Origin of the sequence: Pseudooceanicola endophyticus (genome assembly GCF_018760365.1) — a bacterium.
Lineage (GTDB): Bacteria > Pseudomonadota > Alphaproteobacteria > Rhodobacterales > Rhodobacteraceae > Pseudooceanicola > Pseudooceanicola endophyticus.
The window spans coordinates 172172-198374 of record NZ_JAHIAB010000006.1 but is presented as its reverse complement, the minus strand read 5'-3'; the positions used below and the strand labels follow the sequence as shown (position 1 = coordinate 198374).

General features: G+C 68.2%; 27 protein-coding genes, 1 tRNA gene and 1 riboswitch. Of the genes, 14 read left to right on the top strand and 14 right to left on the bottom strand.

Going from position 1 to position 26203, the window contains the following annotated elements:
- The first annotated feature begins 30 nt into the window (after nucleotides 1–30).
- Nucleotides 31–1083, top strand: coding sequence for a zinc-binding metallopeptidase family protein (locus KM176_RS12520; protein ID WP_160894518.1), 1053 nt, complete (start codon nucleotides 31–33; stop codon nucleotides 1081–1083).
- 27 nt (nucleotides 1084–1110) lie between these two features.
- A complete protein-coding gene (gltX, locus tag KM176_RS12515; protein ID WP_160894517.1) occupies nucleotides 1111–2442 on the top strand; it encodes a glutamate--tRNA ligase in 1332 nt (443 codons plus the stop codon).
- Between the two features lie 101 nt (nucleotides 2443–2543).
- Here gltX and KM176_RS12510 read toward each other — a convergent pair whose 3' ends face one another.
- Nucleotides 2544–3107, bottom strand: coding sequence for a gamma-glutamylcyclotransferase family protein (locus tag KM176_RS12510; RefSeq protein ID WP_160894516.1), 564 nt, complete (start codon nucleotides 3105–3107; stop codon nucleotides 2544–2546).
- Nucleotides 3108–3230: 123 nt separating this feature from the next.
- On the opposite strand from KM176_RS12510, the gene KM176_RS12505 reads away from it, so the two are divergent.
- The 4 genes from KM176_RS12505 (at nucleotide 3231) to gcvP (ending at nucleotide 8490) form a co-directional block, all read left to right on the top strand.
- The gene (locus KM176_RS12505) at nucleotides 3231–3680 is read left to right on the top strand and encodes an RrF2 family transcriptional regulator (protein ID WP_160894611.1); all 450 of its coding nucleotides are present in this window, start codon (nucleotides 3231–3233) and stop codon (nucleotides 3678–3680) included.
- Between the two features lie 59 nt (nucleotides 3681–3739).
- Nucleotides 3740–3828: riboswitch (glycine riboswitch) on the top strand.
- A 150-nt stretch (nucleotides 3829–3978) separates the two neighbouring features.
- Nucleotides 3979–5109 (top strand): glycine cleavage system aminomethyltransferase GcvT, encoded by a 1131-nt coding sequence (gene gcvT / locus KM176_RS12500; RefSeq protein WP_160894515.1) that lies wholly within the window; start codon nucleotides 3979–3981, stop codon nucleotides 5107–5109.
- Between the two features lie 19 nt (nucleotides 5110–5128).
- Nucleotides 5129–5488: a glycine cleavage system protein GcvH gene (gcvH, locus tag KM176_RS12495; protein ID WP_160894514.1), complete on the top strand. Its 360-nt coding sequence runs from the start codon at nucleotides 5129–5131 to the stop codon at nucleotides 5486–5488.
- A gap of 152 nt (nucleotides 5489–5640) precedes the next feature.
- Nucleotides 5641–8490 (top strand): aminomethyl-transferring glycine dehydrogenase, encoded by a 2850-nt coding sequence (gene gcvP, locus KM176_RS12490; RefSeq protein ID WP_160894513.1) that lies wholly within the window; start codon nucleotides 5641–5643, stop codon nucleotides 8488–8490.
- A gap of 119 nt (nucleotides 8491–8609) precedes the next feature.
- Here the strand turns inward: gcvP and KM176_RS12485 are convergent, their stop codons facing one another.
- The 4 genes from KM176_RS12485 to KM176_RS12470 all read right to left on the bottom strand — a co-directional run bounded on the left by KM176_RS12485 (nucleotide 8610) and on the right by KM176_RS12470 (nucleotide 13171).
- A complete protein-coding gene (locus tag KM176_RS12485) occupies nucleotides 8610–9614 on the bottom strand; it encodes a DUF6976 family protein (RefSeq protein ID WP_160894512.1) in 1005 nt (334 codons plus the stop codon).
- A 21-nt stretch (nucleotides 9615–9635) separates the two neighbouring features.
- Nucleotides 9636–9845, bottom strand: coding sequence for a hypothetical protein (locus KM176_RS12480; RefSeq protein WP_160894511.1), 210 nt, complete (start codon nucleotides 9843–9845; stop codon nucleotides 9636–9638).
- Between the two features lie 117 nt (nucleotides 9846–9962).
- Nucleotides 9963–12494 carry an ABC transporter permease gene (locus KM176_RS12475; protein WP_160894510.1) on the bottom strand — a complete coding sequence of 844 codons (2532 nt, stop codon included), beginning with the start codon at nucleotides 12492–12494 and terminating at the stop codon, nucleotides 9963–9965.
- The gene (locus KM176_RS12470) at nucleotides 12491–13171 is read right to left on the bottom strand and encodes an ABC transporter ATP-binding protein (protein ID WP_160894509.1); all 681 of its coding nucleotides are present in this window, start codon (nucleotides 13169–13171) and stop codon (nucleotides 12491–12493) included. The genes KM176_RS12475 and KM176_RS12470 overlap by 4 nt, the downstream gene beginning before the upstream one ends.
- A gap of 64 nt (nucleotides 13172–13235) precedes the next feature.
- Here KM176_RS12470 and KM176_RS12465 point away from each other — a divergent pair, with 64 nt between their 5' ends.
- A complete protein-coding gene (locus KM176_RS12465; protein ID WP_236045297.1) occupies nucleotides 13236–13868 on the top strand; it encodes an arylesterase in 633 nt (210 codons plus the stop codon).
- Here KM176_RS12465 and KM176_RS12460 read toward each other — a convergent pair.
- The 3 genes from KM176_RS12460 to KM176_RS12450 all read right to left on the bottom strand — a co-directional run bounded on the left by KM176_RS12460 (nucleotide 13865) and on the right by KM176_RS12450 (nucleotide 16278).
- Nucleotides 13865–14071 carry a cold-shock protein gene (locus KM176_RS12460; protein ID WP_160894507.1) on the bottom strand — a complete coding sequence of 69 codons (207 nt, stop codon included), beginning with the start codon at nucleotides 14069–14071 and terminating at the stop codon, nucleotides 13865–13867. The genes KM176_RS12465 and KM176_RS12460 overlap by 4 nt on opposite strands.
- A gap of 164 nt (nucleotides 14072–14235) precedes the next feature.
- Entirely contained in the window at nucleotides 14236–15384 is a 1149-nt protein-coding gene (locus KM176_RS12455; RefSeq protein WP_160894506.1) for a geranylgeranyl reductase family protein, read from the bottom strand.
- A gap of 6 nt (nucleotides 15385–15390) precedes the next feature.
- Nucleotides 15391–16278, bottom strand: coding sequence for an alpha/beta fold hydrolase (locus KM176_RS12450; RefSeq protein WP_311136159.1), 888 nt, complete (start codon nucleotides 16276–16278; stop codon nucleotides 15391–15393).
- A gap of 83 nt (nucleotides 16279–16361) precedes the next feature.
- On the opposite strand from KM176_RS12450, the gene trxC reads away from it, so the two are divergent.
- On the top strand, nucleotides 16362–16790 hold the full coding sequence (gene trxC / locus KM176_RS12445; RefSeq protein WP_160894505.1) for a thioredoxin TrxC: 429 nt from the start codon (nucleotides 16362–16364) through the stop codon (nucleotides 16788–16790).
- A 15-nt stretch (nucleotides 16791–16805) separates the two neighbouring features.
- On the opposite strand, the gene KM176_RS12440 is transcribed toward trxC, so the two are convergent.
- Nucleotides 16806–17369 carry a L,D-transpeptidase gene (locus KM176_RS12440; RefSeq protein WP_160894504.1) on the bottom strand — a complete coding sequence of 188 codons (564 nt, stop codon included), beginning with the start codon at nucleotides 17367–17369 and terminating at the stop codon, nucleotides 16806–16808.
- 218 nt (nucleotides 17370–17587) lie between these two features.
- Here KM176_RS12440 and KM176_RS24895 point away from each other — a divergent pair, with 218 nt between their 5' ends.
- Nucleotides 17588–18754, top strand: coding sequence for a DUF2793 domain-containing protein (locus tag KM176_RS24895; RefSeq protein WP_236045296.1), 1167 nt, complete (start codon nucleotides 17588–17590; stop codon nucleotides 18752–18754).
- Nucleotides 18755–18871: 117 nt separating this feature from the next.
- Here the strand turns inward: KM176_RS24895 and KM176_RS12425 are convergent.
- A tRNA-Arg gene (locus tag KM176_RS12425) sits at nucleotides 18872–18948 on the bottom strand.
- 54 nt (nucleotides 18949–19002) lie between these two features.
- Nucleotides 19003–19167: a hypothetical protein gene (locus KM176_RS12420; protein ID WP_160894503.1), complete on the bottom strand. Its 165-nt coding sequence runs from the start codon at nucleotides 19165–19167 to the stop codon at nucleotides 19003–19005.
- A 348-nt stretch (nucleotides 19168–19515) separates the two neighbouring features.
- On the opposite strand from KM176_RS12420, the gene KM176_RS12415 reads away from it, so the two are divergent.
- Together KM176_RS12415 and KM176_RS12410 are read left to right on the top strand one after the other, a co-directional pair.
- Nucleotides 19516–19899, top strand: a complete 384-nt coding sequence (locus KM176_RS12415) for a metallopeptidase family protein (protein WP_160894502.1) — start codon at nucleotides 19516–19518, stop codon at nucleotides 19897–19899.
- An 89-nt stretch (nucleotides 19900–19988) separates the two neighbouring features.
- The gene (locus KM176_RS12410) at nucleotides 19989–21839 is read left to right on the top strand and encodes an ABC transporter ATP-binding protein (protein WP_160894501.1); all 1851 of its coding nucleotides are present in this window, start codon (nucleotides 19989–19991) and stop codon (nucleotides 21837–21839) included.
- On the opposite strand, the gene KM176_RS12405 is transcribed toward KM176_RS12410, so the two are convergent.
- Both KM176_RS12405 and KM176_RS12400 read right to left on the bottom strand, forming a co-directional pair.
- The gene (locus KM176_RS12405; RefSeq protein WP_160894500.1) at nucleotides 21836–22471 is read right to left on the bottom strand and encodes an alpha/beta family hydrolase; all 636 of its coding nucleotides are present in this window, start codon (nucleotides 22469–22471) and stop codon (nucleotides 21836–21838) included. The genes KM176_RS12410 and KM176_RS12405 overlap by 4 nt on opposite strands.
- Nucleotides 22472–22535: 64 nt before the next feature.
- Nucleotides 22536–22847, bottom strand: coding sequence for an ETC complex I subunit (locus tag KM176_RS12400; RefSeq protein ID WP_160894499.1), 312 nt, complete (start codon nucleotides 22845–22847; stop codon nucleotides 22536–22538).
- A gap of 160 nt (nucleotides 22848–23007) precedes the next feature.
- Between KM176_RS12400 and uvrB the strand changes: the two genes are divergently transcribed.
- Complete coding sequence (gene uvrB / locus KM176_RS12395) at nucleotides 23008–25197, top strand: excinuclease ABC subunit UvrB (protein ID WP_160894498.1); 2190 nt, start codon at nucleotides 23008–23010, stop codon at nucleotides 25195–25197.
- A 25-nt stretch (nucleotides 25198–25222) separates the two neighbouring features.
- Here uvrB and KM176_RS12390 read toward each other — a convergent pair whose 3' ends face one another.
- A complete protein-coding gene (locus tag KM176_RS12390; RefSeq protein ID WP_160894497.1) occupies nucleotides 25223–25363 on the bottom strand; it encodes a hypothetical protein in 141 nt (46 codons plus the stop codon).
- A 155-nt stretch (nucleotides 25364–25518) separates the two neighbouring features.
- Here KM176_RS12390 and KM176_RS12385 point away from each other — a divergent pair, with 155 nt between their 5' ends.
- Nucleotides 25519–25704: a PLDc N-terminal domain-containing protein gene (locus tag KM176_RS12385; protein WP_160894496.1), complete on the top strand. Its 186-nt coding sequence runs from the start codon at nucleotides 25519–25521 to the stop codon at nucleotides 25702–25704.
- An 87-nt stretch (nucleotides 25705–25791) separates the two neighbouring features.
- Nucleotides 25792–26040 carry a hypothetical protein gene (locus KM176_RS12380; protein ID WP_160894495.1) on the top strand — a complete coding sequence of 83 codons (249 nt, stop codon included), beginning with the start codon at nucleotides 25792–25794 and terminating at the stop codon, nucleotides 26038–26040.
- Nucleotides 26041–26203 lie beyond the last annotated feature (163 nt).

Here is a 26203-nt window from a genome sequence, read left to right as displayed (position 1 = left end):
GAAAGATGAAAGCCCGGAGGCCCGACCCCTATGCGCCTGTTCGACTGTTGCTGCGGCAATACGCTTTATTTCGACAATACGCTGTGTACCGCCTGCGGGCGCAAGGTCGGCTGGTGCGCGGCCTGCCACGGTGTGCAGGCGCTGGAGCCGGAGGGGGATCACTGGCGCTGCACCGCCTGCGCGGCAGAGCTGCTGCTGTGTGCGAACTATGCCAGCGAGGAGGTCTGCAACCGGACGGTGCTGCCGGGCGGCGCGGCGCTCTGCGATTGCTGCGAGCTGAATGCCACGGTGCCGGACATGAACGTCGCGGGGAACCGGGAGAAATGGGCGCGGCTGGAGGCCGCGAAGCGCCGGCTGATCTTTGCACTGGACCGGCTGGGGCTGCCCCATGCGCGGGACGGGGTGGTGCCGCTGTCCTTCGCCTTCATGGGCGATCCGGAGGGGGAGGGGCTGTGGCGCGCCGCGGGCGAGGCCGAGCGGGTCTATACCGGCCATGCCGAAGGGTTGATCACCATCAATATCCGCGAGGCCGATCCGGCGGAACGCGAGCAGATCCGGGTGGACATGGGCGAGGCGCACCGCACCCTGATCGGTCATTTCCGCCATGAGATCGGCCATTACTACTGGGACCTGCTGGTGCGCGACGATCCGGCGCTTCTGGAAGGCTTCGTGGCGCTGTTCGGCGATCCGCAGGATCCGCCCTACGGCGTGGCGCTGGAACGCCATTACGCCGAGGGGCCGCCCGCCGACTGGGCGGAGCGCCATGTCAGCGCCTATGCCTCGATGCATCCCTGGGAGGACTGGGCCGAGACCTGGGCGCTGTATCTCGACATCGCCAGCGTGCTGGACACGGCGGTGAGTCTCGGGTTGATGTCCGGGGCAGTGCTGGGGGATCTGCCCGACATGCTGGCGCGCTATCGCCGCATGGGGCGCGCGCTGAACGAGCTGAACCGCGAGATGGGCCTGCTGGATTTCGCGCCTGCCGTGATCTCGGGCCCGGTGGAGGAGAAGCTGGCCTTCGTGCATCGCGTGGTTTCTGGGGCCGGTCGGGGCGGATTTCTGGACAATGGCGCCGCCCTGTGACATTGGCAGGCCAACAGGAGTCCTGCCATGATCGTTACCCGTTTCGCCCCGTCGCCGACCGGCTATATCCACGTCGGCAACCTGCGCACCGCGCTGCTCAACTATCTGATCGCCCGCAAGGCCGGCGGCCAGTTCATCCTGCGGATCGATGATACCGACCAGGAACGCTCCAAGCAGGAATATATCGACGGGCTGATGCAGGACCTGGAGTGGCTGGGCCTGGAATGGGACCGGCTGGAATACCAGTCCAAGCGCCTGGACCGCTACCATGACGCCGCCGAGAAGCTGCGCGGCATGGGCCGTTTCTACGAGGCCTTCGAGACCCCGGTCGAGCTGGACCTGAAGCGCAAGAAGCAGCTGAACATGGGCAAGCCGCCGGTCTATGACCGCGCCGCCCTGGCGCTGTCCGAGGACGAGAAGGCGCGCCTGCGCGAAGAGCGCGGCCCGGGGGTGTGGCGTTTCAAGCTGGACCAGCAGCGCATCGACTGGAAGGACGGCATCCTGGGTGACATCTCGATCGATGCGGCCTCGGTGTCGGACCCGGTGCTGATCCGCGCCGATGGCCAGATCCTCTACACGCTGGCCTCGGTCGTCGATGACACCGAGATGGGCGTGACCAATATCGTGCGCGGCTCGGACCACGTGACCAACACTGCGACGCAGATCCAGATCATCGAGGCGCTTGGCGGCACGGTGCCGACCTTCGCGCACCACTCGCTGCTGACCGGCCCGCAGGGCGAGGCGCTCTCGAAGCGGCTGGGCGCGCTGTCGATCCGCGACCTGCGCGCGGGCGGCGTGGAGCCGATGGCGCTGCTGAGCCTGATGGCGCGGCTGGGCTCTTCGCAGCCGGTGGAGCTGAAGGGCTCGATCGAGGAGCTGGCGGAAGGGTTCGACCTGTCGCAGTTCGGCGCCGCACCGACCAAGTTCGACGAGAACGACCTTTATCCGCTGACCGCGCATATCCTGCAGGCCAAGCCGCTGGAGGCCGTGAAGGAGCGGGTGCTGGAAGCCGGTGTGCCCGAGGCGCTGGCCGAGGAATTCTGGATGGTCGTGCGCGACAACATCCATGTGCTGAACGAGATCGACGGCTGGTGGGCGCTGTTCCGCGATGGTGCGGAGCCGGATGTGGCCGAGGAGGACCGCGCCTTCATCGCCGAGGCGATGACGCTGCTGCCCGAGGGCCCGCTGGATGGCGAGAGCTGGGGCAAGTGGACCGCCGAGGTGAAGGCTGCGACCGGGCGCAAGGGCAAGGGCCTGTTCATGCCGCTGAGGAAGGCGCTGACCGGGCAGGCGCATGGGCCGGACATGTCGAAGGTGCTGCCGCTGCTGCAGGTGATCAAGGCGCGCGAGGGCGTCTGAGCCTGTCGCGGTGGGCGGCGCGCTGCGCCGTGCCTCGGGCAGAGGTATTTTCGACAAGAAAATGATCGGGGAAGGGCGCTGCCGCAGGGCGGCGCCCTTTCTCATGCCGGGTGGGCGCCGAGGCGGGTGAGGTGGTGGTCCACCAGGGCGGTTTCCGCGGCCGTGAGGCTTTGGGCGCGCGGATAGAGCGGGGCGGCGCGGTCGTTCAGGATGGGGGCGTCCCAGCCGTCGGTGGTGTCGAAGAAGCGGGCGACGCCCGCCTCGCCGAATTCGTCGCGATAGCCCTGCACCACCACGTCGAGATAGCTGAGCAGGATGGCCGCCGGAGCCGGGGCGGCGGGGTGTTTCGTGGCCGGGATGGAATAGATCGCGACCTGGGGCCCCGGCGCCAGGTCGTGCCGGACGGCGTCGGTTGCGGGCAGGCGGTCGTAGAAGGCCTCGCGCAGGTCGAGGGCGGCCCAGTCGGCGCCGGGGACGGCGGCGATCAGCCCCTCGATCTGGGTGCCGGGGGCGGGGATGGCGGTGAGAATCGCGGTGTCGCGTCCGGCGATGTGGCGCCACAGGCGGCGCCAGCCCTGCGCCCGTGCCGGGCGGGCCCGGGCATAGTCGTGGGTGCGCCGGTTCACCAGGCTCCCGTATCCGAAGAAATATGGATCTTGCGTCACCGTCTTGCGCTCCTTTGATACAGGTCAAATACATGTTGCCGGAAGGAATGCATAGTTCGGGGGGTGCGCGCTGCCGGGACCGGCAGGGTGGCGCAGGCGGGAAGCATGTGGAAGGGCAGGCAGATGCGGCTGACGAAACGGACGAACATTTCGATGCGGGTGCTGATGTACTGTGCCGTCAACCCGGGCCGGCTTGTGACCAAGAGCGAGATCGCCGAGACCTGCAATATCTCGGAGAATCACCTGGCGCAGGTGATCAACAAGCTGGGGCAGATGGGCTTTCTGCAGACGCAGCGGGGCCGCAACGGCGGCATGATGCTGGGCCGGCCGGCGGGCGCGATCTCGGTCGGGGAGGTGTTCCGGGCCACCGAGGCTTCGGTGCCGATCGCCGAGTGCTTTGCCGGGGTCGACGAGAACACCTGCCCGCTGCGCGGCGTCTGCCGGTTGCGCGACGTCATCGGCTGTGCGACCGAGGCCTTCTACCGCGCGCTCGACAAGGTGACGCTGGAAGAACTGGTGGCGGAAAACAGCGGACTTGCCGAAATCATGGTCCCGATGGCGCAAAGCGCCTGATTGCGATCCGAAAGCGACATATCTCTCTTGCCAAATCGGCGGGTGCTTGGATAAGGAGGCGCCATCGGAACGGGAGAACCGGCCCTGCGCCGGTGCCGAAGGAGCAACCGCCCCGGAAACTCTCAGGCATCAGGACCTTCCGATTTTGACACTCTGGAGAGAGACCCGGACGGGTCCGCCGAAGGGATAGCGATCTCAGGCGAAGGAACAGAGGGGGCATCGGTGTGCGGAGGGAATCCCCTTCGTGCGGAAGATGCCCGGGCGTATGCCGCGCCAGGGCCAGACCCTGGAGATACGGATGAGCGACGCCCCCCAAGACGCCCCTCTCACCCGCCTGAAACTGCATGATCTGCATGCGGAGCTGGGCGCCAAGATGGTGCCCTTTGCCGGCCACGAGATGCCGGTGCAATATGCCACCGGCGTGATGAAGGAACACCTGCATACCCGGGCCGCCGCCGGGCTGTTCGATGTCAGCCACATGGGGCAGGTGATCCTGAAGGGTGCCGACCCCGAGACCCTGGCCCTGGGGCTGGAAAGCCTGATCCCGGCCGCCGTGCTGGGTCTGGGGCAGGGGCGGCAGCGCTATGGCCTGCTGACCAACGAGGCGGGCGGCATCCGCGACGACCTGATGTTCGCAAACCGCGGCGATCACCTGTTCGTCGTCGTCAACGCGGCCTGCAAGGCGGCGGATATTTCCCATATGCGGGAAGCGCTTGGCGGGATCGAGGTGGTCGAGATCACCGACCGTTGCCTGCTGGCGCTGCAAGGTCCGGGCGCCGAAGCCGCGCTGGCGGCGCTGGCGCCCGAGGTTGCACAGATGCGCTTCATGGACGTGGCGAGCGTGACGCTTGCGGGCGCGGAGGCCTGGGTGTCGCGCTCGGGCTATACCGGCGAGGACGGTTTCGAGATCTCGGTGCCTGCCGAGGCTGCCGAGGCCCTGGCGCGGGCGCTGCTGGCGCAGGAGGGCGTGCTGCCCATCGGCCTCGGGGCCCGCGACAGCCTGCGGCTGGAAGCCGGTCTTTGCCTTTACGGTCATGATATCAATGAGGAAACCACGCCTCTGGAAGCCGGCCTTGGCTGGTCGATCCAGAAGGCCCGCCGCAAGGGCGGCGCTCGCGCCGGGGGCTTCCCCGGGGCCGAGCGCATCCTGGCGGAGGTCGAGAGCGGACCGGCGCGGCTGCGCGTCGGCCTGCGCCCCGAGGGACGGGCGCCGATGCGCGAGGGCGTGGCCCTCTTCGACGGCGAGACCCCGGTCGGGGCCATCACTTCGGGCGCCTTCGGGCCGTCGCTCCAGGCGCCCGTGTCCATGGGATATGTCCCGACGGCGCTTTGTGCTGTCGGAACGAAGCTCGCGGGTGAGCTTCGTGGCCGCATGGCTGCCGTGACGGTTGACAGCCTCCCCTTCCTGCCCGCCCAATTCAAACGCTGACAGCCAGGGAATTCCCGAGATGAAGTTTACCGAAGAACATGAATGGCTCCGCCCCGAGGACGACCTGATCGTCGTGGGCATTACCGAACATGCCGCCGAGCAGCTTGGCGACATCGTTTTCGTCGAACTGCCCGAAGAAGGCACGACGGTGAGCAAGGATGAGGAGGTCGTGGTGATCGAGAGCGTCAAGGCGGCCTCGGACATCCTGGCGCCGATCGACGGCGAGATCGTCGAGGTCAACGATGTGCTGGCCAATGATCCCGGCAAGGTCAACGAGGACCCGATGGGGGATGGCTGGTTCTTCAAGATCCGCCCCTCGGAGCCCTCGCAGATGGACGATTACATGTCCGAGGCCGAGTACAAGGACATGATCTCCTGATCTGTTCCAAGGGGGCCGGGGGCGGCAGGATCGACCTGCCGCCCCCGGCGCGGGCCTCTGAGGAGGCCCGCCGCGCCCCGCCCCGGCCGATCTGCCTTCGGCCCCGTCCCGCTTTCCTGTCGCGCTGGTCCGCCCTTTGAAGAGGAGCTGTCATGCCCTTCGTTCCCACCGATTACCGCCCCTATGATTTCGCCAACCGCCGTCACATCGGGCCCTCGCCCGCCGAGATGGAGAAGATGCTGGAGGTCGTGGGGGCCCCGAGCCTCGATGCGCTGATCGAGGAAACCGTGCCGGCGCAGATCCGTGCCGACGATCCGCTGGAGTTCGGCGCGCCCTTGTCCGAGGCCGACCTGCTGAAATTCATGCGCGGCGTCGCGAAGAAAAACAAGGTGATGACCAGCCTGATCGGGCAGGGCTATCACGACACGATCACGCCGCCGGCGATCAAGCGCAACATCCTGGAAAACCCCGCCTGGTACACGGCCTACACGCCCTACCAGCCCGAGATCTCGCAGGGCCGCCTGGAGGCGCTGCTGAACTACCAGACCATGGTCAGCGACCTGACGGGTCTTGAGATCGCCAATGCCTCCTTGCTGGACGAGGCCACCGCCGCCGCCGAGGCGATGACCATGGCGCAGCGGGTCGCCAAGTCGAAAGCGAAGGCCTTCTTCGTCGATGAAGGCTGCCATCCGCAGAACATCGACGTGATCCGCACCCGGGCCGAGCCGCTGGGGATCGAGGTGATCGTCGGCGCGCCCGAGGATCTGGATTCGGGCGCCGTCTTCGGCGCGATCTTCCAGTACCCCGGCACCCATGGCCATCTGCGCGATTTCACCGCCCAGATGGCGGCGCTGCATGCGGCCAAGGCCGTCGGCATCGTGGTCGCGGACATCATGGCGCTGACCCTGCTGAAGGAGCCGGGCGCGATGGGCGCCGACATCGCCGTGGGCTCGACCCAGCGGTTTGGCGTGCCGCTGGGCTATGGCGGCCCGCACGCGGCCTACATGGCCTGCCGGGACGAGATGAAGCGCAACATGCCCGGCCGGATTGTCGGCGTGTCGATCGATGCGCGCGGCAATCGCGCCTACCGGCTGGCCCTGCAGACCCGCGAGCAGCACATCCGCCGCGAGAAGGCCACGTCCAACGTCTGCACCGCGCAGGCGCTGCTGGCGGTCATGGCCTCGATGTACGCGGTGTTCCATGGGCCCGACGGGCTGAAGGGCATCGCGCAGCGCATCCACCGCAAGACCGTGCGTCTGGCCAAGGGGCTGGAGGAGGCGGGCTTTGCCGTCGGCCCCGAGACCTATTTCGACACGATCCATGTCGAGGTCGGCGCGCTGCAATCGGCGGTGATGAAATCGGCGCTGGACGAGGGGCTGAACCTGCGTCGCGTCGGCACCACCAAGATCGGCATCAGCGTCGATGAATGCACCCGCCCCGCCACGATCGAGGCGGTCTGGCGTGCCTTCGGGCTGGAGCGCACCGATGTGGTGGAGCCCTACGAATACCGCCTGCCCGAGGGTCTGATCCGCGAAAGCGGCTACCTGACCCACGAGATCTTCCACATGAATCGGGCCGAGACCGAGATGATGCGCTATATGCGTCGTCTGGCGGATCGCGACCTGGCGTTGGACCGGGCGATGATCCCGCTGGGCTCCTGCACGATGAAGCTGAATGCCGCCGTCGAGATGGAGCCGATCACCTGGCCCGAATTCAGCGCGCTGCATCCCTTCGCGCCGGTCGACCAGGCGGCGGGCTATGGCCAGCTGATCGGGGATCTGAGCGCGAAACTCTGCGACATCACCGGTTATGCGGCGCTTTCCATGCAGCCGAACTCGGGTGCGCAGGGGGAATATGCCGGGCTGATGACGATCCGGCGCTACCACAGGGCGCAGGGGCAGGGGCATCGCAACATCTGCCTGATCCCGACCTCGGCGCACGGGACCAACCCGGCGACCGCGCAGATGGCGGGCTGGAAGGTCGTGCCGGTGAAGGCGCGCGAGAACGGCGATATCGACCTGGGCGATTTCCTGGAGAAGGCGCAGAAATACGCCGGTGAGCTGGCGGCCTGCATGATCACCTATCCCTCGACCCACGGGGTGTTCGAGGAAACCGTGCGCGAGGTCTGCAAGATCACCCATGACCATGGTGGCCAGGTCTATATCGACGGGGCCAACATGAACGCCATGGTGGGGATCGCGCGTCCCGGGGATCTGGGCGGCGACGTGAGCCACCTGAACCTGCACAAGACCTTCTGCATTCCCCATGGCGGCGGCGGTCCGGGCATGGGTCCGATCGGTGTGAAGGCACATCTGGCCGAGCACCTGCCGGGGCACAGCCACACCGGCGGCACCGGGGCCGTGGCGGCGGCGCCTTTCGGGTCTCCGTCCATCCTGCCGATCTCCTGGGCCTATTGCCTGCTGATGGGCGGGGCCGGGCTGACCCAGGCGACCAAGGTGGCGATCCTGAACGCCAACTACATCGCGGCGCGGCTGAAGGGGGCCTATGATGTCCTCTACAAGGGGCCGACGGGGCGGGTGGCGCATGAATGCATCCTCGATACCCGGCCCTTCGAGAAGCTGGCCGGCGTCACGGTGGATGATGTCGCCAAGCGTCTGATCGACTGTGGTTTCCATGCGCCGACGATGAGCTTCCCGATTGCCGGGACGCTGATGGTCGAACCGACCGAGAGCGAGACCAAGGCCGAGCTGGACCGGTTCTGCGAGGCCATGCTGGCGATCCGCGCCGAGATCGGCGACATCGAGGAAGGCCGGATCGGAGCGGAGGCGAGCCCGCTGAAGTTCGCACCGCATACGGTCGAGGATCTGGTGGCGGCGGACTGGGACCGGGCCTATGCGCGCGAGCAGGGCTGCTTCCCGCCGGGGGCCTTCCGGGTCGACAAGTACTGGCCGCCGGTGAACCGGGTCGACAACGTCTGGGGCGACCGGAACCTGACCTGCACCTGCCCGCCGATGTCGGAGTATGCCGAAGCGGCGGAGTGAGGTTGCCGGGTGGCGCTGTTGCCCGTGCCGGACAAGGCGCCCCACCCGCCATCCCGCAGGCCATCCCACGGGGCCCAGTGAAGGGGCGCGCCGCCGTGGCGCGCCCCTTTTGGCGGATCTCAGGCCACGGCGGCGCTTTCGGCCTGCGCCAGGTCGAGCTTCACCATGGTCTGGTTCAGCAACATGTAGGCGATCTCTCCGAAGGTGGCGGGGCCGGTGAAGCTGCCGGTCTTCTGCCCCTCAAGCGCGCCGTAGAGGTAATTAAGGATGCAGTTGCAGGACAGCTGGCCTGTGCCGTCACCCGAGGCCCGGGCCAGGAATTCCCGCGTGTAATCGCCGATGGGCCGGGCCAGGCAATAGTCCACGCCGGCCACCACGGGGGCGTAGAAATGGACCTCTCCGCTGGCCTCGTCGATGGTGCGGACCGAGACGTTGATCATCGCGCCGGCGTAATCGGCGACCAGCGGCAGACGGGTGTCGAGGCCCTGGGTGATGATGTAGTCCGCCAGGGCGACCTCCCGGCCCTCGACCGTGGCGGTGCGGGCCGAGAAGCCGGTTTCGGAGAAGCGGAAGCTGCGCGCGGGATCGCTGTCCTGGCTGAAAAGGTTGACGATGTCGATCTCGGGACGACGGTCGGCGGGCAGGGCGACATGCATCAGCACGGCGCCATCCTCGAAGGCCTCTCCGGTCGTGCCGTCGAAGACCTTCGGGGTGATCTTGCCGATATCCTCCAGCGGGACGCCGGAGATCCAGCCCATCAGCGGCTGATCGAAGAGGCCCGGGTAGCCCGGGCCGCCGAGCGCGAATTCGGTATGGGCCGGAGAGAAGGCCGGGATCAGGATCACCGAGAGGCCGCCGGGGAAGCGGCCAACGGCCAGGTCCGGAAGCTCTGCCGTGGGCAGGAAGCGCAGCCGCGTCTCCTCGGCCATGTCGAAGAGCGTGCAGAGCACATTCCGATCATCGCGTCGGCCGCCCTCCTCGGTCAGGAAGTAGTGCGAGGTGCCGCCGATCCAGTTGCCGGGGGGCAGCTGGCGCAGCGCGGCCTCCGACCCGGCGGCGATCAGGGGAATGCCCGCGCGGATATGCTCGGCGGCCTGGGCGGGGCTGAGAAGTTCGGTTTTCATGGCTCTCTCCGGGAAAGGGGCTTACAGCGCGGCGATTTCGCCCACCGCGTTCCGGTTGCCGACGAAGTAATCGTGCAGCTCCCGGGCGGCGTCGGCCAGCTGGCCGGGATCGTTGGAGACGCGCACGCGCAGGCGGGCCACCACCATCCGGGTGGCCAGGGAGGCGCCGGCTAGCGCCGAGGAACTTTTCAGGGCGTCCCGCCAGAGCGGGTTGGTCAGGTCGGGTATCATCGTCTGTCCTCCGGAACTTGGCTGGGGGGATACGATGCGGAGTCCTAATCCGTCCTTTAACCTGCCACGGAAACCGGGGCGGCGGGGCGACAATCTGGGGTGGATTTTAGCGACCCCTCAGTCGCGGCTGCGCAGCACCCGGGCGGGGCGGGCGGAAAGCGGGCGCCAGGCCAGTGCCAGCCCGGCCAGCAGGTTCACCGCCAGCCCGCCGCCGACCACCAGAAGGGCGTTGGGCCAGATCACCTCATAGCCGGTGTCGAAGACGAAATGGCAGACCGCCCAGCCGCCGGCGATCCCGGCCAGCAGCGCCACCGCCCCCGCCGCCGCGCCCAGAAGGGCCGCGCGCAGGGCCAGGCTGCGCAGGATCATCGCCCGGCTGGCGCCCAGGGTCTTGAGGACCGCGGCCTCGTGCATCCGGGCGGCTTCACCGGACAGGGCGGCGCCGATCAGCACCAGGAAGCCGGTCAGCAGCGTCGCCGCCGCACCGTAGGAAGTGGCAGCGGCGATGGTGCGCAGCAGCGCCGACACCCGGTCGATGGCATCGCGCACGCTGATCGCGGTGATGTTGGGAAAGTCGCGGCCCAGATCGCGCAGCAGCGGCGCCTCGGCCTCGGGCGTGGCATAGACCGAGGCGATCCAGCTGTGCGGCGCCCCCGACAGGGCATGGGCATCCATCAGAAGGATGAACCCCATGCCGGCATTGCGGAAATCCACGTCCCGGAAGGAGGTGAGCGTGCCGGTGATGTCGCGCCCAAGGATGTTCACCGTCATCGTGTCGCCCAGCTTCAGCCCCATCTCGGCGCCTTCCTTTGCCGAGAAGCTGATCTGCGGAGGGCCGTCGTAGCCCTTGGGCCACCAGGTCCCCCCGGTGACCCGGGTGCCGGTGGGCGGCGTGTCGGCATAGCTGACGCCCCGGTCGCCGCGCAGCACCCAGCTGTCGGGGGCGACCTCTTGCGCGGGGCGGCCGTTGATTCTTGTGATCACACCCCTCAGCATCGGTGCGCTGTCCACGCGCGAGACGCCGGGATCGCCCTGCGCCCGGGCCAGGAAACCGTCGATCTGGTCCTTCTGGATGTCGACCACGTAGTCCGAGGGCGCGCGTTCGGGCAGGTCGCGGCTGATCGCGGCGCGCATGTTGCCGTCGATCTGACCGACCGAGGCCAGCACCGTCAGGCCAAGGCCCAGCGACAGCACCACCGGCAGGGCCTCGTTCCGGGGGGCCGAGATCGCGGCCACGGCCCAGCGTAGCGGCGGGCGGCCGCGCACCAGGGGGCGCAGACGCCGCGCCAGCGCCCGGATGCCAAGCGCGGCGAGCGCCAGCACCACCAGCGCCGCGAGGTTCGCGGCTGCCGTCCAGAGCGTCAGTTCCGCCGCGCCCGAGAAGAGCGCCGCGCTGCCCACCAGCAGCGCCAGCAGGGCGAGGGTGATCAGCAGCATCGGCCAGGGGGGCAGGGTGCGGGCGCTGGTCCCGGCATCGCGGAACAGCGCCGCCGCGCGGATCTCGGCGGCGCGCGACAGCGGCCAGAGGGTGAACAGCAGCGCCGTCAGCGCGCCGTAAAGCGCGGCCTGGGCCAGGGCCCCGGGGTAGATCGTGAAATCCGCCGGGATCGGCAGAAGCGCCGTCAGCACGGGGGCGGCCAGCAGCGGCAGCGCGGCGCCCAGGCAGAGCCCCAGCAGGATGCCGAAGGCCGAGAGCACGCCGATCTGGATCAGATAGCTGAGGAAGATCACCGCGCGGCTGGCGCCCAGCGTGCGCAGGGTGGCGATGACCGGAATCTTGACGGCAAGGTAGCCCCTGACGGCGGAGGAAACCCCGACGCCGCCCACCGCAAGCCCCGACAGCCCCACGAGGATCAGGAAGGCCGAGAGGCGCTCCACGAAGTTGGAGATCCCGGGGGCGCCATCGCGGGCATCGCGCCAGCGCAAACCGCTGTCGGGAAAGGCTTTCTGTGCAGCCTGCTTCAGCGCTTCCAGATCGCTTCCCGGCGGCAGGGCCATGCGGTAGCGGCTGTCGAACAGGGTGCCGGGGGCCAGCAGCGCCGTGCCCTCCAGTGCGCTGCGCGCGACCAGCGTGCGCGGGCCCAGCGAAAAGCCCGAGGCATTGGCGTCGGGTTCGTATGTCAGTGCGGCCATCAGGCGGAAGGGCACGCCGCCAAGGGTGACGGCATCCCCCGGTTTCAGCGCCAGCCGGTCGATCAGCGCCGGGGCCATGATCGCGCCGGGCAGGCCATCGGCGCCCTTCAGCGCCTGCGCCAGCGGCATGGCGGGTGACAGCGTGACCTTTCCGACCAGCGGATAGGCCCCGTCCACCGCCTTCACCTGGGTCAGGGCGCGGTCCGTGCCGCCCTGCGGCTGCACCATGGAGCGGAACTCGGCCACCTCGGAGGTCGTGGTGGCGTGATCGGCCATCCAGCCGCGTTCCTGCAGCGTGGCAAAGCGGTAGGTCAGCGAGATTTCGGCATCGCCCCCGAGCATCGCGGCGCCTTCGCGCGCCAGCCCGGCCTCGATCGCGCTGCGCACCGATCCGACGGCGGCAATGGCGGCGACGCCAAGCGCCAGGCAGGCGATCAGGATGCGGAACCCCGAGACGCCGCCGCGCAGCTCTCGCCGGGCGATGCGCAGCGCCAGGGCGAAGGCAGTTGGGGTCATGCGGCGGGGCTTTCGATCCGGCCATCGCGCAGGCGGATCCTGCGGTCGCAGCGCGCCGCCAGTTCCGGCGCATGGGTGACCATGATCAGCGTCGCGCCGTGGCGATCACGCAATCCGAAGAGCAGCTCCATGATGGCGGCGCCATTGGCCTCATCTAGGTTGCCGGTGGGCTCATCCGCCAGAAGGATCGCCGGGCGGGGTGCGAAGGCGCGGGCCAGTGCGACGCGCTGCTGTTCGCCCCCCGAAAGCTGCGAGGGGTAGTGGCCGCCGCGATGGGCCAGCCCGACCTGTTCCAGCGCCTCTGCGGCGCGCCCGAAGGCGTCGCGGGTCCCGGCAAGCTCCAGCGGGGTCGCGACATTTTCCAGCGCGGTCATGGTCGGGATAAGGTGGAAGCTCTGGAACACCACCCCCATATGATCCCTGCGGAACCGCGCCAGCGCATCCTCGGAGAGATCCGTCAGGTCCTGGTCCAGCGCGCGGATCCGGCCCCCCGTGGCGCGCTCCAGCCCGCCCATCAGCATGAGGAGAGAGGATTTGCCAGATCCCGAAGGCCCCACCAGCCCGAGCGTTTCGCCCCGGGTCACCGTCAGGTCGATCCCGTGCAGGATCTCGACCGGGCCGGCATTTCCGGTCAGCGACAGCCTGAGGTCGCGCAGCTCCATCACGGCATCGGTCATGCGGGCCCTTTCCTGCATCTGGCATCCCTTCCGATATGGAGAGGCCCGGGCGCGGGGCAAGGTGATGGCGACAATCTTCGTGACTCTGGCCGGTTTCTGGCCCGGCATGGCGGCGGCGCAGACGCTTCTGGCCTTCGGTGACAGCCTGACCCAGGGCTATGGCCTGGCGCAGGACAAGGGGCTGGTGCCACAGCTTCAGGCCTGGCTGAAGGATCACGGCCGGGACGTGACCGTGGTGAACGGCGGCGTTTCGGGGGACACCACGCAGGGCGGTCTGGCGCGGATCGACTGGAGCCTGACGCCGGAGGTGAACGCGGTGATGGTGATCCTGGGCGGCAACGACCTGCTGCGGGGCACCGATCCGGCGGTGACGCAGGTCAATCTGGATGGCATCCTGAAGGCGATCACCGACCGCCACCTGCCGGTGCTGCTGGTGGGGATGCAGGCCTCGGAAAACTACGGGGCCGCCTACAAGCGGCAGTTCGACGCCATCTATCCGGCTCTGGCGCATAAATACGGCACGGAATTCCTGCCCAGCTACTATGCCGGGATCACGCCGGACGGGACGACCAGCCCGGCGGCGATGCAGTCCTACCTTCAGGCGGACGGGCTGCATCCGAATGCGGCGGGCGTCACGAACGAATTGACCCAGCTTGGCCCGAAGGTGTTGGCGCTGCTGGACAGGGCCGAGCCTTAACCGAGCCGCAGGTTGATGGCCGAGACCCGGCCATCACGGCCCTCTTTCAGCTCGAAGCTGACGCGCTGGTTGTCGGTCAGCCCGCTCAGGCCCGATTGTTCGAGGGCGTTGATGTGGACGAAGATGTCCTTCGCGCCGCCCTCCGGCGCGATGAAGCCGTAACCCTTTGAAGTATTGAACCACTTCACGACACCATTCACCATCGCTTCACGTTCCTGTCCCGGATGGATCTGCCCGCAACATGCGGCAGGTCGGCCTCCGCCGGTCGCGTCGGAACGGGCGCCTTGCGGCAGACGGGTCCCCGGACGGTGCCGCCCAAGTTTTGCGTCAAATTGACGCCGAGGCAAGCGTTAACGATATGGGCGTCTCAGGGCCGGAGCGCGCGCAGCAGGAAACCGGGCAGGCGCTTCAGCGTGGCGGTGGCGACGGTGGCATATTCGATCTCGCCGGCCATCAGGCGCATGTAGAGGTGCCGGATCGTCCCCGAGCGCCGGAAGGCGGCATGGAAGCCCCGCCGCAGCGGACCCGAGAAGATGATCTGCCGGATCATGTTGGCCTGACGCAGGGCGGAATGGATCGGTTTCAGCGCCCGGGTGTAGCGGGTCAGCGCGCTGTCGGGACGGCCCGCCTTGATCGCCGCGACGGCGGCCTGGGCGGCCAGCTGGCCGCTTTTCATCGCATAGGCGATGCCCTCGCCGGTGATCGGATCGACCAGCCCCGCCGCATCCCCCGCCAGCAGCACGGGGCCGCGGCCCGGACGCTTGCGGAAGTCGCCAAAGGGCAGGAAATGGCCCTTCACCGGCATTTCCGGATCATGCCCCAGCAGCGCCAGGTAATCCGCCATCTCGGCCTTCATGTCGGTGTTCTTCGACAGCACGCCGCCCACCCCGATGGTCGAACTGCCGCTTTTCGGGAACAGCCAGCCATAGCCCCATTGCGCCGCCTCGAAATCGATCCGCAGGGGGGCGGTGGGATTGTCGGCGGCGGCGGGGGCCTCGACCTCAAGGCCGAAGCCGATGCGGTCGCGGTCGAAGCTTTGTCCGAACAGCGCCTTGGCCACCTGAGAGTTCACCCCGTCGGCACCGATCAGCACCTTGCCGGTCAGCCGCTCTCCGTTGGCCAGCTCGATCCGCACGGCGCCGGGATCGACGCGGGTGATCCGCTGGCCGGTGTAATCGGCCGCGCCCGCCGCCAGCGCGCGGGCGCACATCTCGGCATCGAAGCCGCGGCGCATGGTCAGGTGGATGGGCGGGATGTCCTCCAGCACGGAAAGCAGCTCTCCGTTGGCGTAGAAGCTGGCGGAATGGTGGGTTTCGATCAGCCGGGCGGGGATCGGCGCGCCGTAGATTTCCTCGAAGTAGCGGTAGCTGCGCCCGGTGAAGCCGCCGCCGCAGAGCTTTTCACGGGGAAAGGCCGCCTTGTCGATCAGCGCCACGGAAAGGCCTGCCCTGGCGGCCGTATAGGCCGCAGACGCCCCGGCGGGCCCGGCGCCGAGGACGAGGATGTCGAATGTCATTGCGCTCTAGCGTCCGAAAAAATCACGTATGTCGTCGAAAAGGCTGCCCGACGTAACGTAGAGCAGATGTCCCTGACCCTCATAGACCCGGATGCCATCCGCGTGAAGGCGGGACGCGAACTTCCGGGCCTCGGGCAGCGGGAAGACCGGATCGTCGGAGCCATGGAACAGCCGGATGCGGGCGCCGTGCAGGTCCGGGTCCGGCTCCAGCCGCCAGCGCAGCAGGGAGGCGGTCTGGGCCATCGTCTCTTTCAGGGAGGGACGGATCATGGTGGCGCGCTGCTTGTCGGCCAGGGCTTCGCTTTCCTCGGCGCGGGTCGGGTCGCTGTAGTGGTCCTCGCCGTAGAGAAGGGTGCGGTAATTCTCGGTCAGGGTGGCGTTCTGGCCGGCGAAATGGCTGCGCAGGCTGGCGCGCCAGAAATCCAGCGTGCCGCGCAGCGTCGAGAGCAGCGGCCCCGGAAAGCTGGTGGCGGAAGAGACCAGCGCGACGCGGATGTCGGGGGCGTTCAGCCGCTCGACGGTCTCGATCGCGATGGGGCCGCCGGTGGAATAGCCGATGATGTCGACATGTTGCACGTTCAGGGCGTTGACGTAATCGGCGATCAGCCGGGCCGAGCCGCGGATCTCGACCTGGTGATCGAGGGGCAGCTGGTCCATGCCGGGAAAGCGGTAGGCGACGACCTCGGTCCGGGGCAGGTGCCATTCCACGGCGGGGCGGAAGATGTCGACCGAGGCGAAGGCGCCCGGGATCAGCACCAGTGCGCGGTCGACCTTGTCGGGCACCTCGCGGGAGCGGGCGATGGGAAACTGGCCGGCCTGATCGGGGCCGGGCAGGGAAGAGCAGGCCTGCAGCAGGACCAGCAGCAGCAGGGGCAGGAGGCGGGGCAGCGTCACGTCGGGACCTTCTGGCGGGGGCGGATCTACCGGGCGGGGCGCCGGCGGCCTATATATGGCGCAAAAGCACAGGAGGGCACGAAATGGCCGGTCTGAAACTGACATGTCTGGACTGCGGACAGGTGAACCGCGTCCCCGAGGAACGTCTGGCGGCGGGGCCGAAATGCGGCACCTGCGGGGCGAAGCTGATGGAGGCCAAGGTCGGCCAGATCGACCCGGCCACGCTGGAGAAGGCCGCGCGCAACGACGAGGTGCCGCTGGTCGTCGATTTCTGGGCGCCCTGGTGCGGCCCCTGCCGGATGATGGCGCCGGAATTCTCCCGTGCGGCGAGCGAGCTGCAGGGCCGGGCGCGCTTCGTGAAGCTGAACACCGAGGAACACCAGCAGGCCAGCCCGAAATACAACATCCGGGGCATTCCCACGATGATCGCCTTCGCGGGCGGGCGGGAGCGCAAGCGCCAGGCCGGTGCGATGCGGGCACCGCAGATCATCGACTGGGTACGCGGGGTCTGACCCCGCGCGGCCCGGTTACAGCACCGTGACCTTGGTGCCGATCGGCACCTTGTCGTAAAGCGCGATGACGTCCTGGTTCTTCATGCGGAAGCAGCCCGAGGACGCGTTGCGCCCGATGGAGCTGGGCTGGGTGGTGCCGTGGATGCGGATGTAGGTGTCCTTGCCGCCCTGGTAGAGATACATCGCCCGCGCCCCCAGCGGATTGCCGGGCCCGCCCTTCATGCGCTCGTCATTGCCCTTGAAGCGGCCGTATTCACCGGGATTGCGCTCGATCATCTCGGGGGTGGGGCGCCAGGTGGGCCATTCGACCTTGCGCCGGATATTGGCCGCGCCGGTGAAGCCCAGGCCGGGCTTGGCGACCGCGATGCCGTAGCGCATCGCCTCTCCGGGGGCGGTGATGTGGTAGAGCATGTAGGCCCGTGGCAGGATCACGATCTCTCCGGGGGCGTAGCCGGCGGCGAAGGCGACCCGGGTGGGGGCCAGGATATCGGGGGTTTCCGCGGCCCGCAGCAGCCCCGGGGCGGCAAGCGTTGCCCCGGCGGACAGGCCGGCAATCAGGAAAGTGCGGCGGTCGGTCATGCGATCCTCCTTCGGGCTGGCGGGCAGCGTAGTCCTGCACCCTTGTGAGATCATGAATCTAGCCCGATGCCTGCCAAAGTCGCGCCCCGGTCCGCCAATCGGATCCGGCTGTCGCAGCTTTGCAACGATTCCCGGGGCACCGTGACGGTGCCCTGAGGGGAAATTTACCGCGTGCTTCGACCCTCGCCCTCCAGATGACCTGATCCGGGAGTGCCCCCATGACGGAATCCTCCGCCAACCTGTCGATGCCATATCTGCAGCCCTCTCAGGCGCAGAAACACGTGACCCACAACGAGGCGCTGGGAATCCTCGATGCGCTGGTGCAGCTCGCGGTGCTGGACCGCGATCTGGCCACGCCCCCCGCAAGCCCCGCCGAGGGCGACCGTTACATCGTCGCCGCCACTGCTACCGGCGCCTGGGCGGGGATGGAGGACCGGGTCGCCGTCTGGGATGGCGGCGGCTGGCTGTTCCTGGCCCCCCAGCCCGGCTGGCGCAGCTACGTGCTGGATGAAAGCAGCATGGTCAGCTGGCTGGGGTCGGGCTGGGTGATCGACGCGGGCCTGCCCGGATCGGTCTCTCTTCTGGGGATCAACGCCACGGCGGATGCCAGCAACCGGCTGGTTGTCTCGGCGGCCTCGACGCTGCTCAGCCATGAGGGGGCGGGGCACCAGCTGAAGATCAACAAGGCGGCGGCGGGCGATACCGGCAGCCTGCTTTACCAGACCGGCTGGAGCGGTCGGGCCGAGATGGGGCTGGCGGGATCCGATGCCTTCTCGGTCAAGGTGTCGGCCGATGGAAGCGCCTGGACCGTGGCGCTGAGCTTTGACGGCGCAACCGGGCTGGCCAGCGGTGCGGCGGTGCAGGCCTCGGCCTCGGATGCCACGGCGGGGCGGCTGATGACGGTCGGGGCCTTCGGGCTGGGCGACAGCGGCAGTGCCGTGGCCGCGCCTTCGGACGATGCCGATTCCTGCACGACCAGCGGCTTCTACAGCTTCACTGCCTCGGGCGCGAACTGCCCGGTGGGGGATCCCTCCGGGGGCAGCCTGATGGTGCTGCGGGGCGGCGCGTCCTCTCCGCGTCAGGTCTTCCTGTCGGAGGACGGCCAGCAGATGTGGTGCCGGGGATATGCCGCCAGCAGCTGGAGCCCCTGGCGCGCGGTCTTCACCCAGGCCTCTGTCGTCGGCACCGTCAGCCAAAGCGCCGGCGTGCCCACGGGGGCGGTGCTGGAAAGTGGCTCGAACGCCAATGGCGAATACACGCGCTGGGCCGATGGCACGCAGATCTGCACCAATGGCGGGGCCGCGATCACCACCGACCCGGCCAGCTTTGCCGGCACCCCGGTCAGCATCGACGGCGCCAAGCTGAAGATCGGCCGCTGGTACTGAGCGGGCCTGCCGGTCCGGGAACAACAAAGGGGCGCCCCGTCATGGGGCGCCCCTTTGTCGTCTGAGGCCTTCCATCCGGGCGAAATACCCCGGCGGGAGCGGCTTGTCTTGCGGGACTGGCGACCCCGGAAGGACTCGAACCCTCAACCTGCCGATTAGAAGTCGGCTGCTCTATCCAGTTGAGCTACGGGGCCAGCGCCCCGCCTTGTCGGATAATCCGGCTTGCATGGCAAGCGGGAAGCATCGCCTCACAGCATGATCGCGATCAGGATGAGCAGGAACACGATCACCGCTGCGCCGCGCCAGAGGTTCGGCATCTGGTAGGTTTCCTTGCGTGCGTAGCACTTTCCGCAAAATTGTCCGGAAAAGCGCATTTTGTGGCCGCATTCGCGGCATGTGAACAATCTTGGCATGATGTCCGGTTGTCCCCAAAGGTCTTCGAGTGAAAATACACGTGTTGCGCCGCCGGCCTGTCCCGGGGACCGACGGACGTTCACGTAACGTGCTTAACCAAATGTACCGGATACACGCCTACGGGATACGCCAAAGGGCACTGCCGGTTCAATGTGTGGATGGTCACATTTCAGTTCCGGGAGGCGGTTGGAGCTGCTTTTGAAAGGCTTCTCCATGCCCCTGTGCATAAAATGTCACACTTGGTTGTTAATCTTGGACCCGTCCGGGAGGCCGGCGCCACGGCACGGCGGGGGCGGTCGGGCCTGCGGCCCCTCGCCGGGGGCGCTGAAGGCGGCTATATCGGCGGGATGAGCCAGACCCTTGCCCATTTCGAAGCCGTGGCGCGCCGCACCGTTGCGAGCCTTCCGCCGGCGTTCCGCCCGGCGGCCGAGGCCGTGCTGCTGTATGTGGCCGACTGGCCCGAACCGGATATGCTGGCCGAGCTTGGGATCGACGATCCCCTTGATCTGACAGGGCTCTACGACGGCATTCCGATGACCGAGAAGACGCCCTGGGACATTGCGCCCCCCGATGTGGTCTGGATCTTCCGCGAACCGATCCTCGCGGAATGGCGGGACCGGGGCAATGTCGCGCTGGAGGCGCTGATCACCCATGTGGTGATCCACGAATTCGCCCATCACTTCGGCTGGAGCGACGACGACATCGCCGCCATCGACGAATGGTGGACCTGAGCCTCCGGTTCCGTCCGGAGACGCACCGTCGTGACAACGTCGCTTGCCCCGCCTAGGGTCCGCCCGATACCGATCGCAGGAGGGTGCCCATGTTTGCCTGGTTCGAGCGCCGCATCGACCCCTATCCCTCGGAAATGCCGGGGATGCCGCCGCGCGCGCTGTGGCGTTTCGTGCTGCACTACAGCCGCGGCGCGCTGCCCTGGCTGGGGCTGCTGGCCCTGGGCTCGGGGCTGATCGCCATTGTCGAGGTGATGCTGTTCGGCTGGCTGGGCGATCTGGTAGACCGCCTCTCGGACACCCCGAGAGAGCTGTTCTGGGCCCAGAACGGCTGGCGCATTGCCGGCATGGCGCTGGTGCTGCTGGTGCTGCTGCCGGGGATCAACGCGCTGTCCTCCATGGTGATGCACCAGGCGCTGCTGGGCAACTTCCCGCAGCGCATCCGCTGGCAGGCGCACCGCTACCTGCTGCGCCAGTCCATCGGCTATTTCCAGGACGAGTTCTCGGGGCGGATCTCTCAGCGGCTGATGCAGACCGCGCTGGCGGTGCGCGAAGTGGCGATGAAGCTGATGGATGTCGGCAGCTACGTGGTGATCTACTTCCTGGGCGCGCTGGTGCTGGCGGCGCATCAGGACTGGCGGCTGGCGCTGCCCTTCGTGGTCTGGGCGGCTGCCTACTGCGTCATGCTGGGGATCATCGTGCCGCGCCTGGGCCGGGTCGCGCAGGCGCAGGCCGATGCCCGCAGCGCCATGACCGGGCGCATCGTCGACAGCTACACCAACATCGCGACGGTCAAGCTGTTCTCGCATTCCGACCGGGAAGAGCGCTGGATGCGCGACGGCATGGACCGCTTCCTGGACACGGTGCACCGCCAGATGCGGCTTTCCAGCGCGCAGGACATCACGCTGAGCCTGATCAACGTCTGGCTGGTCGCCTCGGTCGCGGGGCTGGGGCTGTGGCTGTGGTCCAGCGACCGGGTCGCCGTGGGCGCCGTCGCCGTGGCGGTGCCGCTGGCCTTCCGCCTCAACAACATGGCGCACTGGATCATGTGGGAATTCGCCGCCCTGTTCGAGAACATCGGCACGGTGCGCGACGGCATCTCGAGCCTGGCGATGCCGCGCACGGTGCAGGACCGCCCCGGCGCGCAGCCGCTTCTGGTGAACCGGGGAGAGATCTGCTTTGATCAGGTGACCTTCCGCTACCAGGGCCGGGAAGAGGCGCATCCGCTGCCCGTCCTCGACGATCTGAACCTGACGCTGCGCCCCGGGGAACGGGTCGGGCTGGTGGGCCGCTCCGGCGCGGGGAAATCGACGCTGGTGAACCTGCTGCTGCGCTTCCATGACGTGGAAAGCGGGCAGATCACCATCGACGGGCAGGATGTGTCGCAGGTCACGCAGGACAGCCTGCGCGCCGCCATCGGCGTGGTGACGCAGGACAGCGCGCTGCTGCACCGCTCGGTGCGCGACAACATCGCCTACGGGCGTCCCGACGCGACCGAGGATCAGATCCGGGCCGCGCTACGGCTGGCCGAGGCCGAGGACTTCGTGCCGCGCCTGTCGGATGGCGCGGGGCGACGGGGTCTGGACGCCCATGTCGGCGAACGCGGCGTGAAGCTGTCGGGCGGGCAGCGGCAGCGGATCTCGATCGCGCGGGTGGCGCTGAAGGATGCGCCGATCCTGATCCTGGACGAGGCGACCAGCGCCCTCGACAGCGAGGTCGAGGCGGCGATCCAGTCGCGGCTGGAGGCGCTGATGGAGGGCAAGACGGTGATCGCCATCGCCCACCGCCTGTCCACCATCGCGGCCATGGACCGGCTGGTGGTGATGGACGGGGGCCGGATCCTGGAACAGGGCACCCATGCGGAGCTGCTGGCGAAGGGCGGCCTTTACGCGCGGCTCTGGCAGCGCCAGTCGGGCGGTTTCCTGGCCGCCGAGGACGCCTAGGTCAGGCGCGCGGCCCAGTCCGCGATGGCTCCGGCGGCGCTGGCCAGATGCGCCGCCTGGGTCAGCCCGGTGACGGATTTGCGCGGCGCGAGGTCGTGGTTGCCGTCCTCAAGCCAGTGCAGGGTGATCGCCGGCGAAAGCGCATAGGTCGCGACCTCGGCCCTTGTGCCGAAGGGATCGCGGCTGCCCTGGCAGATCAGCGTCGGACAGGTCAGCCCGGCCAGATGCGCGGTGCGCAGGTTCTCGGGCTTGCCAGTGGGGTGGAACGGGTAGCCCAGGCAGACCAGCCCGGCGATGCGACCTTCGGCGTGAAGATCCTGCGCGATCAGGCTGGCGACCCGGCCGCCCATCGACTTGCCACCGATCAGCAGCGGCCCGTCGCAGGGCAGGGCGTCGATTGCCGCGCGGTATTCCTGTTCCAGCAGCGCGACCTTCGGCGGCGGGCGTTTCGCGCCGCCGCTGCGCCGCCCGGCCATGTAGGCGAACTCGAACCGTGCGACCCGCAGGCCGCGGGCGGCCAGCCCCTCGGCCATCTGGCTCATGAAGGGCGTGTCCATGGCGGCGCCGGCCCCATGGGCCAGCAGCAGGGTGGGGCGGCCGGGCAGGTCGCCGGTCAGCAGGACGTCGGTCATCGCGGTCTCCGGACATGAAAAGGGCGCCGAACCGGCGCCCTGAAGGATCGGATCTGGGGCGCGCTCAGTGCGTCCAGGCGCCGCGACGCGAGCTGGCGAAGTTCTCGCCATAGCCGAAGGCGCGGACGTTGGGCTTGCGGCTGTGCGGCTCGCTCACCTCGGCCTCGATGCCGTTGTCGCGGGCGTAGTCCAGCGCGGCTTCCTTGCTGTCGAAACGCAGCTTCACCTGCGCCTGGGTGTCCGTGGCCGAGGTCCAGCCCATCAGCGGATCGATTTCCCGATTCGTCTCGGGGAAATACTCAAGCACCCAGTGGCGGGTCTTGGCGGTGCCGGATTGCATGGCGGTCTTGGCCGGACAATAGATGCGTGCACGCATGGGGGGCTCCTCAGATGACGCTCTCTTATCAGGAATTTCGGCGGGTGACGCAAGGTGTCGCGTCTGCTGACGCCTCCTGACAGCAGGGCCGCCGCGTCCCCCTTGCACCGGGCGCCAAAGACCCCAACTCTAGCACGGTCCCGTCCCCGGAGGTTCTGCCATGCCCTATGCCCACAGCGACAAGTCGATGCCGATCGGTGCCGAAGACGTCCGCACGCGCGAAAAGCTGGAAGGCGGCAAGGCGCTGGTGATGCACACGGAATTCAAGGCCGCCGGGGATCAGCCCACTGCCATCGCAGAGCTGTCGGCGGGGGTGCGGGCCGGCGAGCGCGACCAGGTGCTGCTGGGCGCGACCGGCACCGGCAAGACCTTCACCATGGCCAAGATCATCGAGCAGACCCAGCGTCCGGCGATCATCCTGGCCCCGAACAAGACGCTGGCCGCGCAATTGTACGGCGAATTCAAGGGATTCTTCCCCGACAACGCGGTCGAGTACTTCGTCAGCTTCTACGATTACTACCAGCCCGAGGCCTACGTGCCGCGCTCGGACACCTATATCGAGAAGGAATCGCAGATCAACGACCAGATCGACCGGATGCGCCACTCGGCCACCCGGGCGCTGCTGGAGCGTGACGACGTGATCATCGTCGCCTCGGTGTCCTGCATCTACGGCATCGGCAGCGTCGAGACCTACGGCGCGATGACCCAGGACCTGCATGTCGGCAGCGAATACGACCAGCGCAAGGTGATCGCCGATCTGGTGGCCCAGCAGTACAAGCGCAACGATCAGGCCTTCCAGCGCGGCAGCTTCCGGGTGCGGGGCGATTCGCTGGAACTCTGGCCCGCCCACCTTGAGGACCGCGCCTGGCGGCTGTCCTTCTTCGGCGAGGAGCTGGAGGGGATCACCGAATTCGACCCCCTGACCGGAGAGCGCACCGGCACGATGGAACGTGTCCGGGTCTATGCCAACAGCCACTACGTGACGCCGAAGCCGACGATGACCCAGGCGATCATCGGCATCAAGAAAGAGCTGCGCCAGCGCCTCGACCAGCTGGTCGGCGAGGGCAAGCTGCTGGAAGCGCAGCGGCTGGAGCAGCGCACCAATTTCGACATCGAGATGCTGGAGGCCACCGGCGTCTGCAACGGGATCGAGAACTATTCGCGCTACCTCACGGGGCGCAATCCCGGAGAGCCGCCGCCGACGCTGTTCGAATTCATCCCCGACAATGCCATCGTCTTTGCCGATGAAAGCCACGTCTCCGTGCCGCAGATCGGCGGCATGTACCGGGGCGACTACCGGCGCAAGTTCACCCTGGCCGAACACGGTTTCCGCCTGCCGTCCTGCATGGACAACCGCCCCCTCAAGTTTGAGGAATGGGACGCCATGCGCCCGCAGTCGGTTTACGTCTCCGCAACGCCCGGCGCCTGGGAGCTGGAGCAGACCGGCGGTGTCTTCACCGAGCAGGTGATCCGCCCCACCGGCCTGCTGGACCCCCCGGTCGAGATCCGCCCCGTCGACATGCAGGTGGACGATCTGCTGGACGAGGTGCGCAAGGTCTCGGCCAAGGGGTTCCGGACGCTGTGCACCGTGCTGACCAAGCGCATGGCCGAGGACCTGACCGAGTACATGCACGAGCAGGGCATCAAGGTGCGCTACATGCATTCCGACATCGATACGCTGGAGCGGATCGAGATCCTGCGGGACCTGCGCCTTGGCGCCTTCGACGTGCTGATCGGGATCAACCTGCTGCGCGAGGGGCTGGATATTCCCGAATGCGGGCTGGTGGCGATCCTGGATGCCGACAAGGAGGGCTTCCTGCGTTCCGAAACCTCGCTGATCCAGACCATCGGGCGGGCGGCGCGCAACGCCGAGGGCCGCGTGATCATGTATGCCGACCGCAAGACCGGCTCCATGGAGCGCGCCCTGGCCGAGACCGAGCGCCGCCGCGAGAAGCAGCAGGCCTACAACGAGGAACACGGGATCACCCCGGCGACGGTGAAGAAGAACGTCGACGACATCCTGGCCGGGCTCTACCAGGGCGACACCGACATGGCGCGCGTCACCGCCCAGGTCGATAAGCCGATGGTGGGGGCCAACCTTCAGGCGCATCTGGACGGGCTGCGCGCCGAGATGCGCAAGGCCGCCGAGAACCTGGAATTCGAGGACGCTGCCCGCCTGCGCGACGAGGTCAAGCGGCTGGAAGCGGTGGAGCTTGCCGTCAGCGACGATCCGATGGCGCGGCAAAGCGCGGTGGACGCCGCCGCCGAGGCCGCGATGAAAAGCCGGGGCCGCTCGACCGCAGGGCGGCCGGGGCAGCGCGGCGGCAACGTGCGGCGGCGCAAGCACTGAGGCGCGGCGCCCCAGTTCGCGCCGCTCAGTCGCCCACGCTCAGGCCCATGGGCTGGATCTTCGGCAGTTTCGGGGGCGTCTTGATCCCGAGGTCCAGCACGTAGACCGCCAGGGCCAGAAGGCTCAGGGCGGCAAGGACAAGGGTCACGGTCGATCCGGTGCGCATGGTCGGCTCCTCCGGGGGCGGGGGTGTCGGCGGTTGGGGTGTCGGCGGTTCTGGGCCAACGCCGGGGCGGGCAGGGGGTTCCGGCCTGTCGCGGGGGAACCGCGGGGTGCCCCGAAGGCGTTGTATCCATGACACACGCCGAAAGGAGCTTCGCCATGGAATTCGGTATCCTCGGGCTGATCATCCTGATCGCCGACATCTACGCCATCTACAACGTTGCCGTCTCGGGCACCTCTGCCGGGGCCAAGATCCTGTGGGTCCTGCTGATCCTGATCCTGCCGGTCATCGGCTTCATCCTGTGGCTGGTCGCCGGCCCGCGCGGGGGCTCGGCCCGGATCTGACCCCGATCTGATTGCGGGCCCGGGCTGCGCGGTGCTTGCCGCGCGGCCCGCTTCGGGGCATCCTGTTCCCACGGACGGAGCAGCCCCATGATCCTTCTGCACGCCAGCCATACCCACCTTTATCCCGGCGCCCGCGGGCGCATCGACGGGACGGGGGACGGCGCGGCGATGGTGCATTTCGCGGACGGGGCGCAGGCCCCCGCGCAGCTGGGACCGGACACGCTGCACGTCGCGGCGCATCGCACCCTGGCGGGCACGGTCATCGCTGCGCAGCGCTGGCGCATCCGCCGCGAGGGCGCCGGCTTCCGGGTGCTGGGACACCAGCTTCCGGTCTGAGGCCAGAAACCCGGCTTTTCGCGTTCCGGGGTGATTGACTCCCTGCCTTTCCTCTATATAAGCGCGGCTTCACTGGTGTTGGTGGCCCCCGCAAGGGGATGCCTGTCAACCCGGGCAGCCTGTCCCGGAAGGGAGAGGTCCGGGGAGAGGACAACGCCCTTCA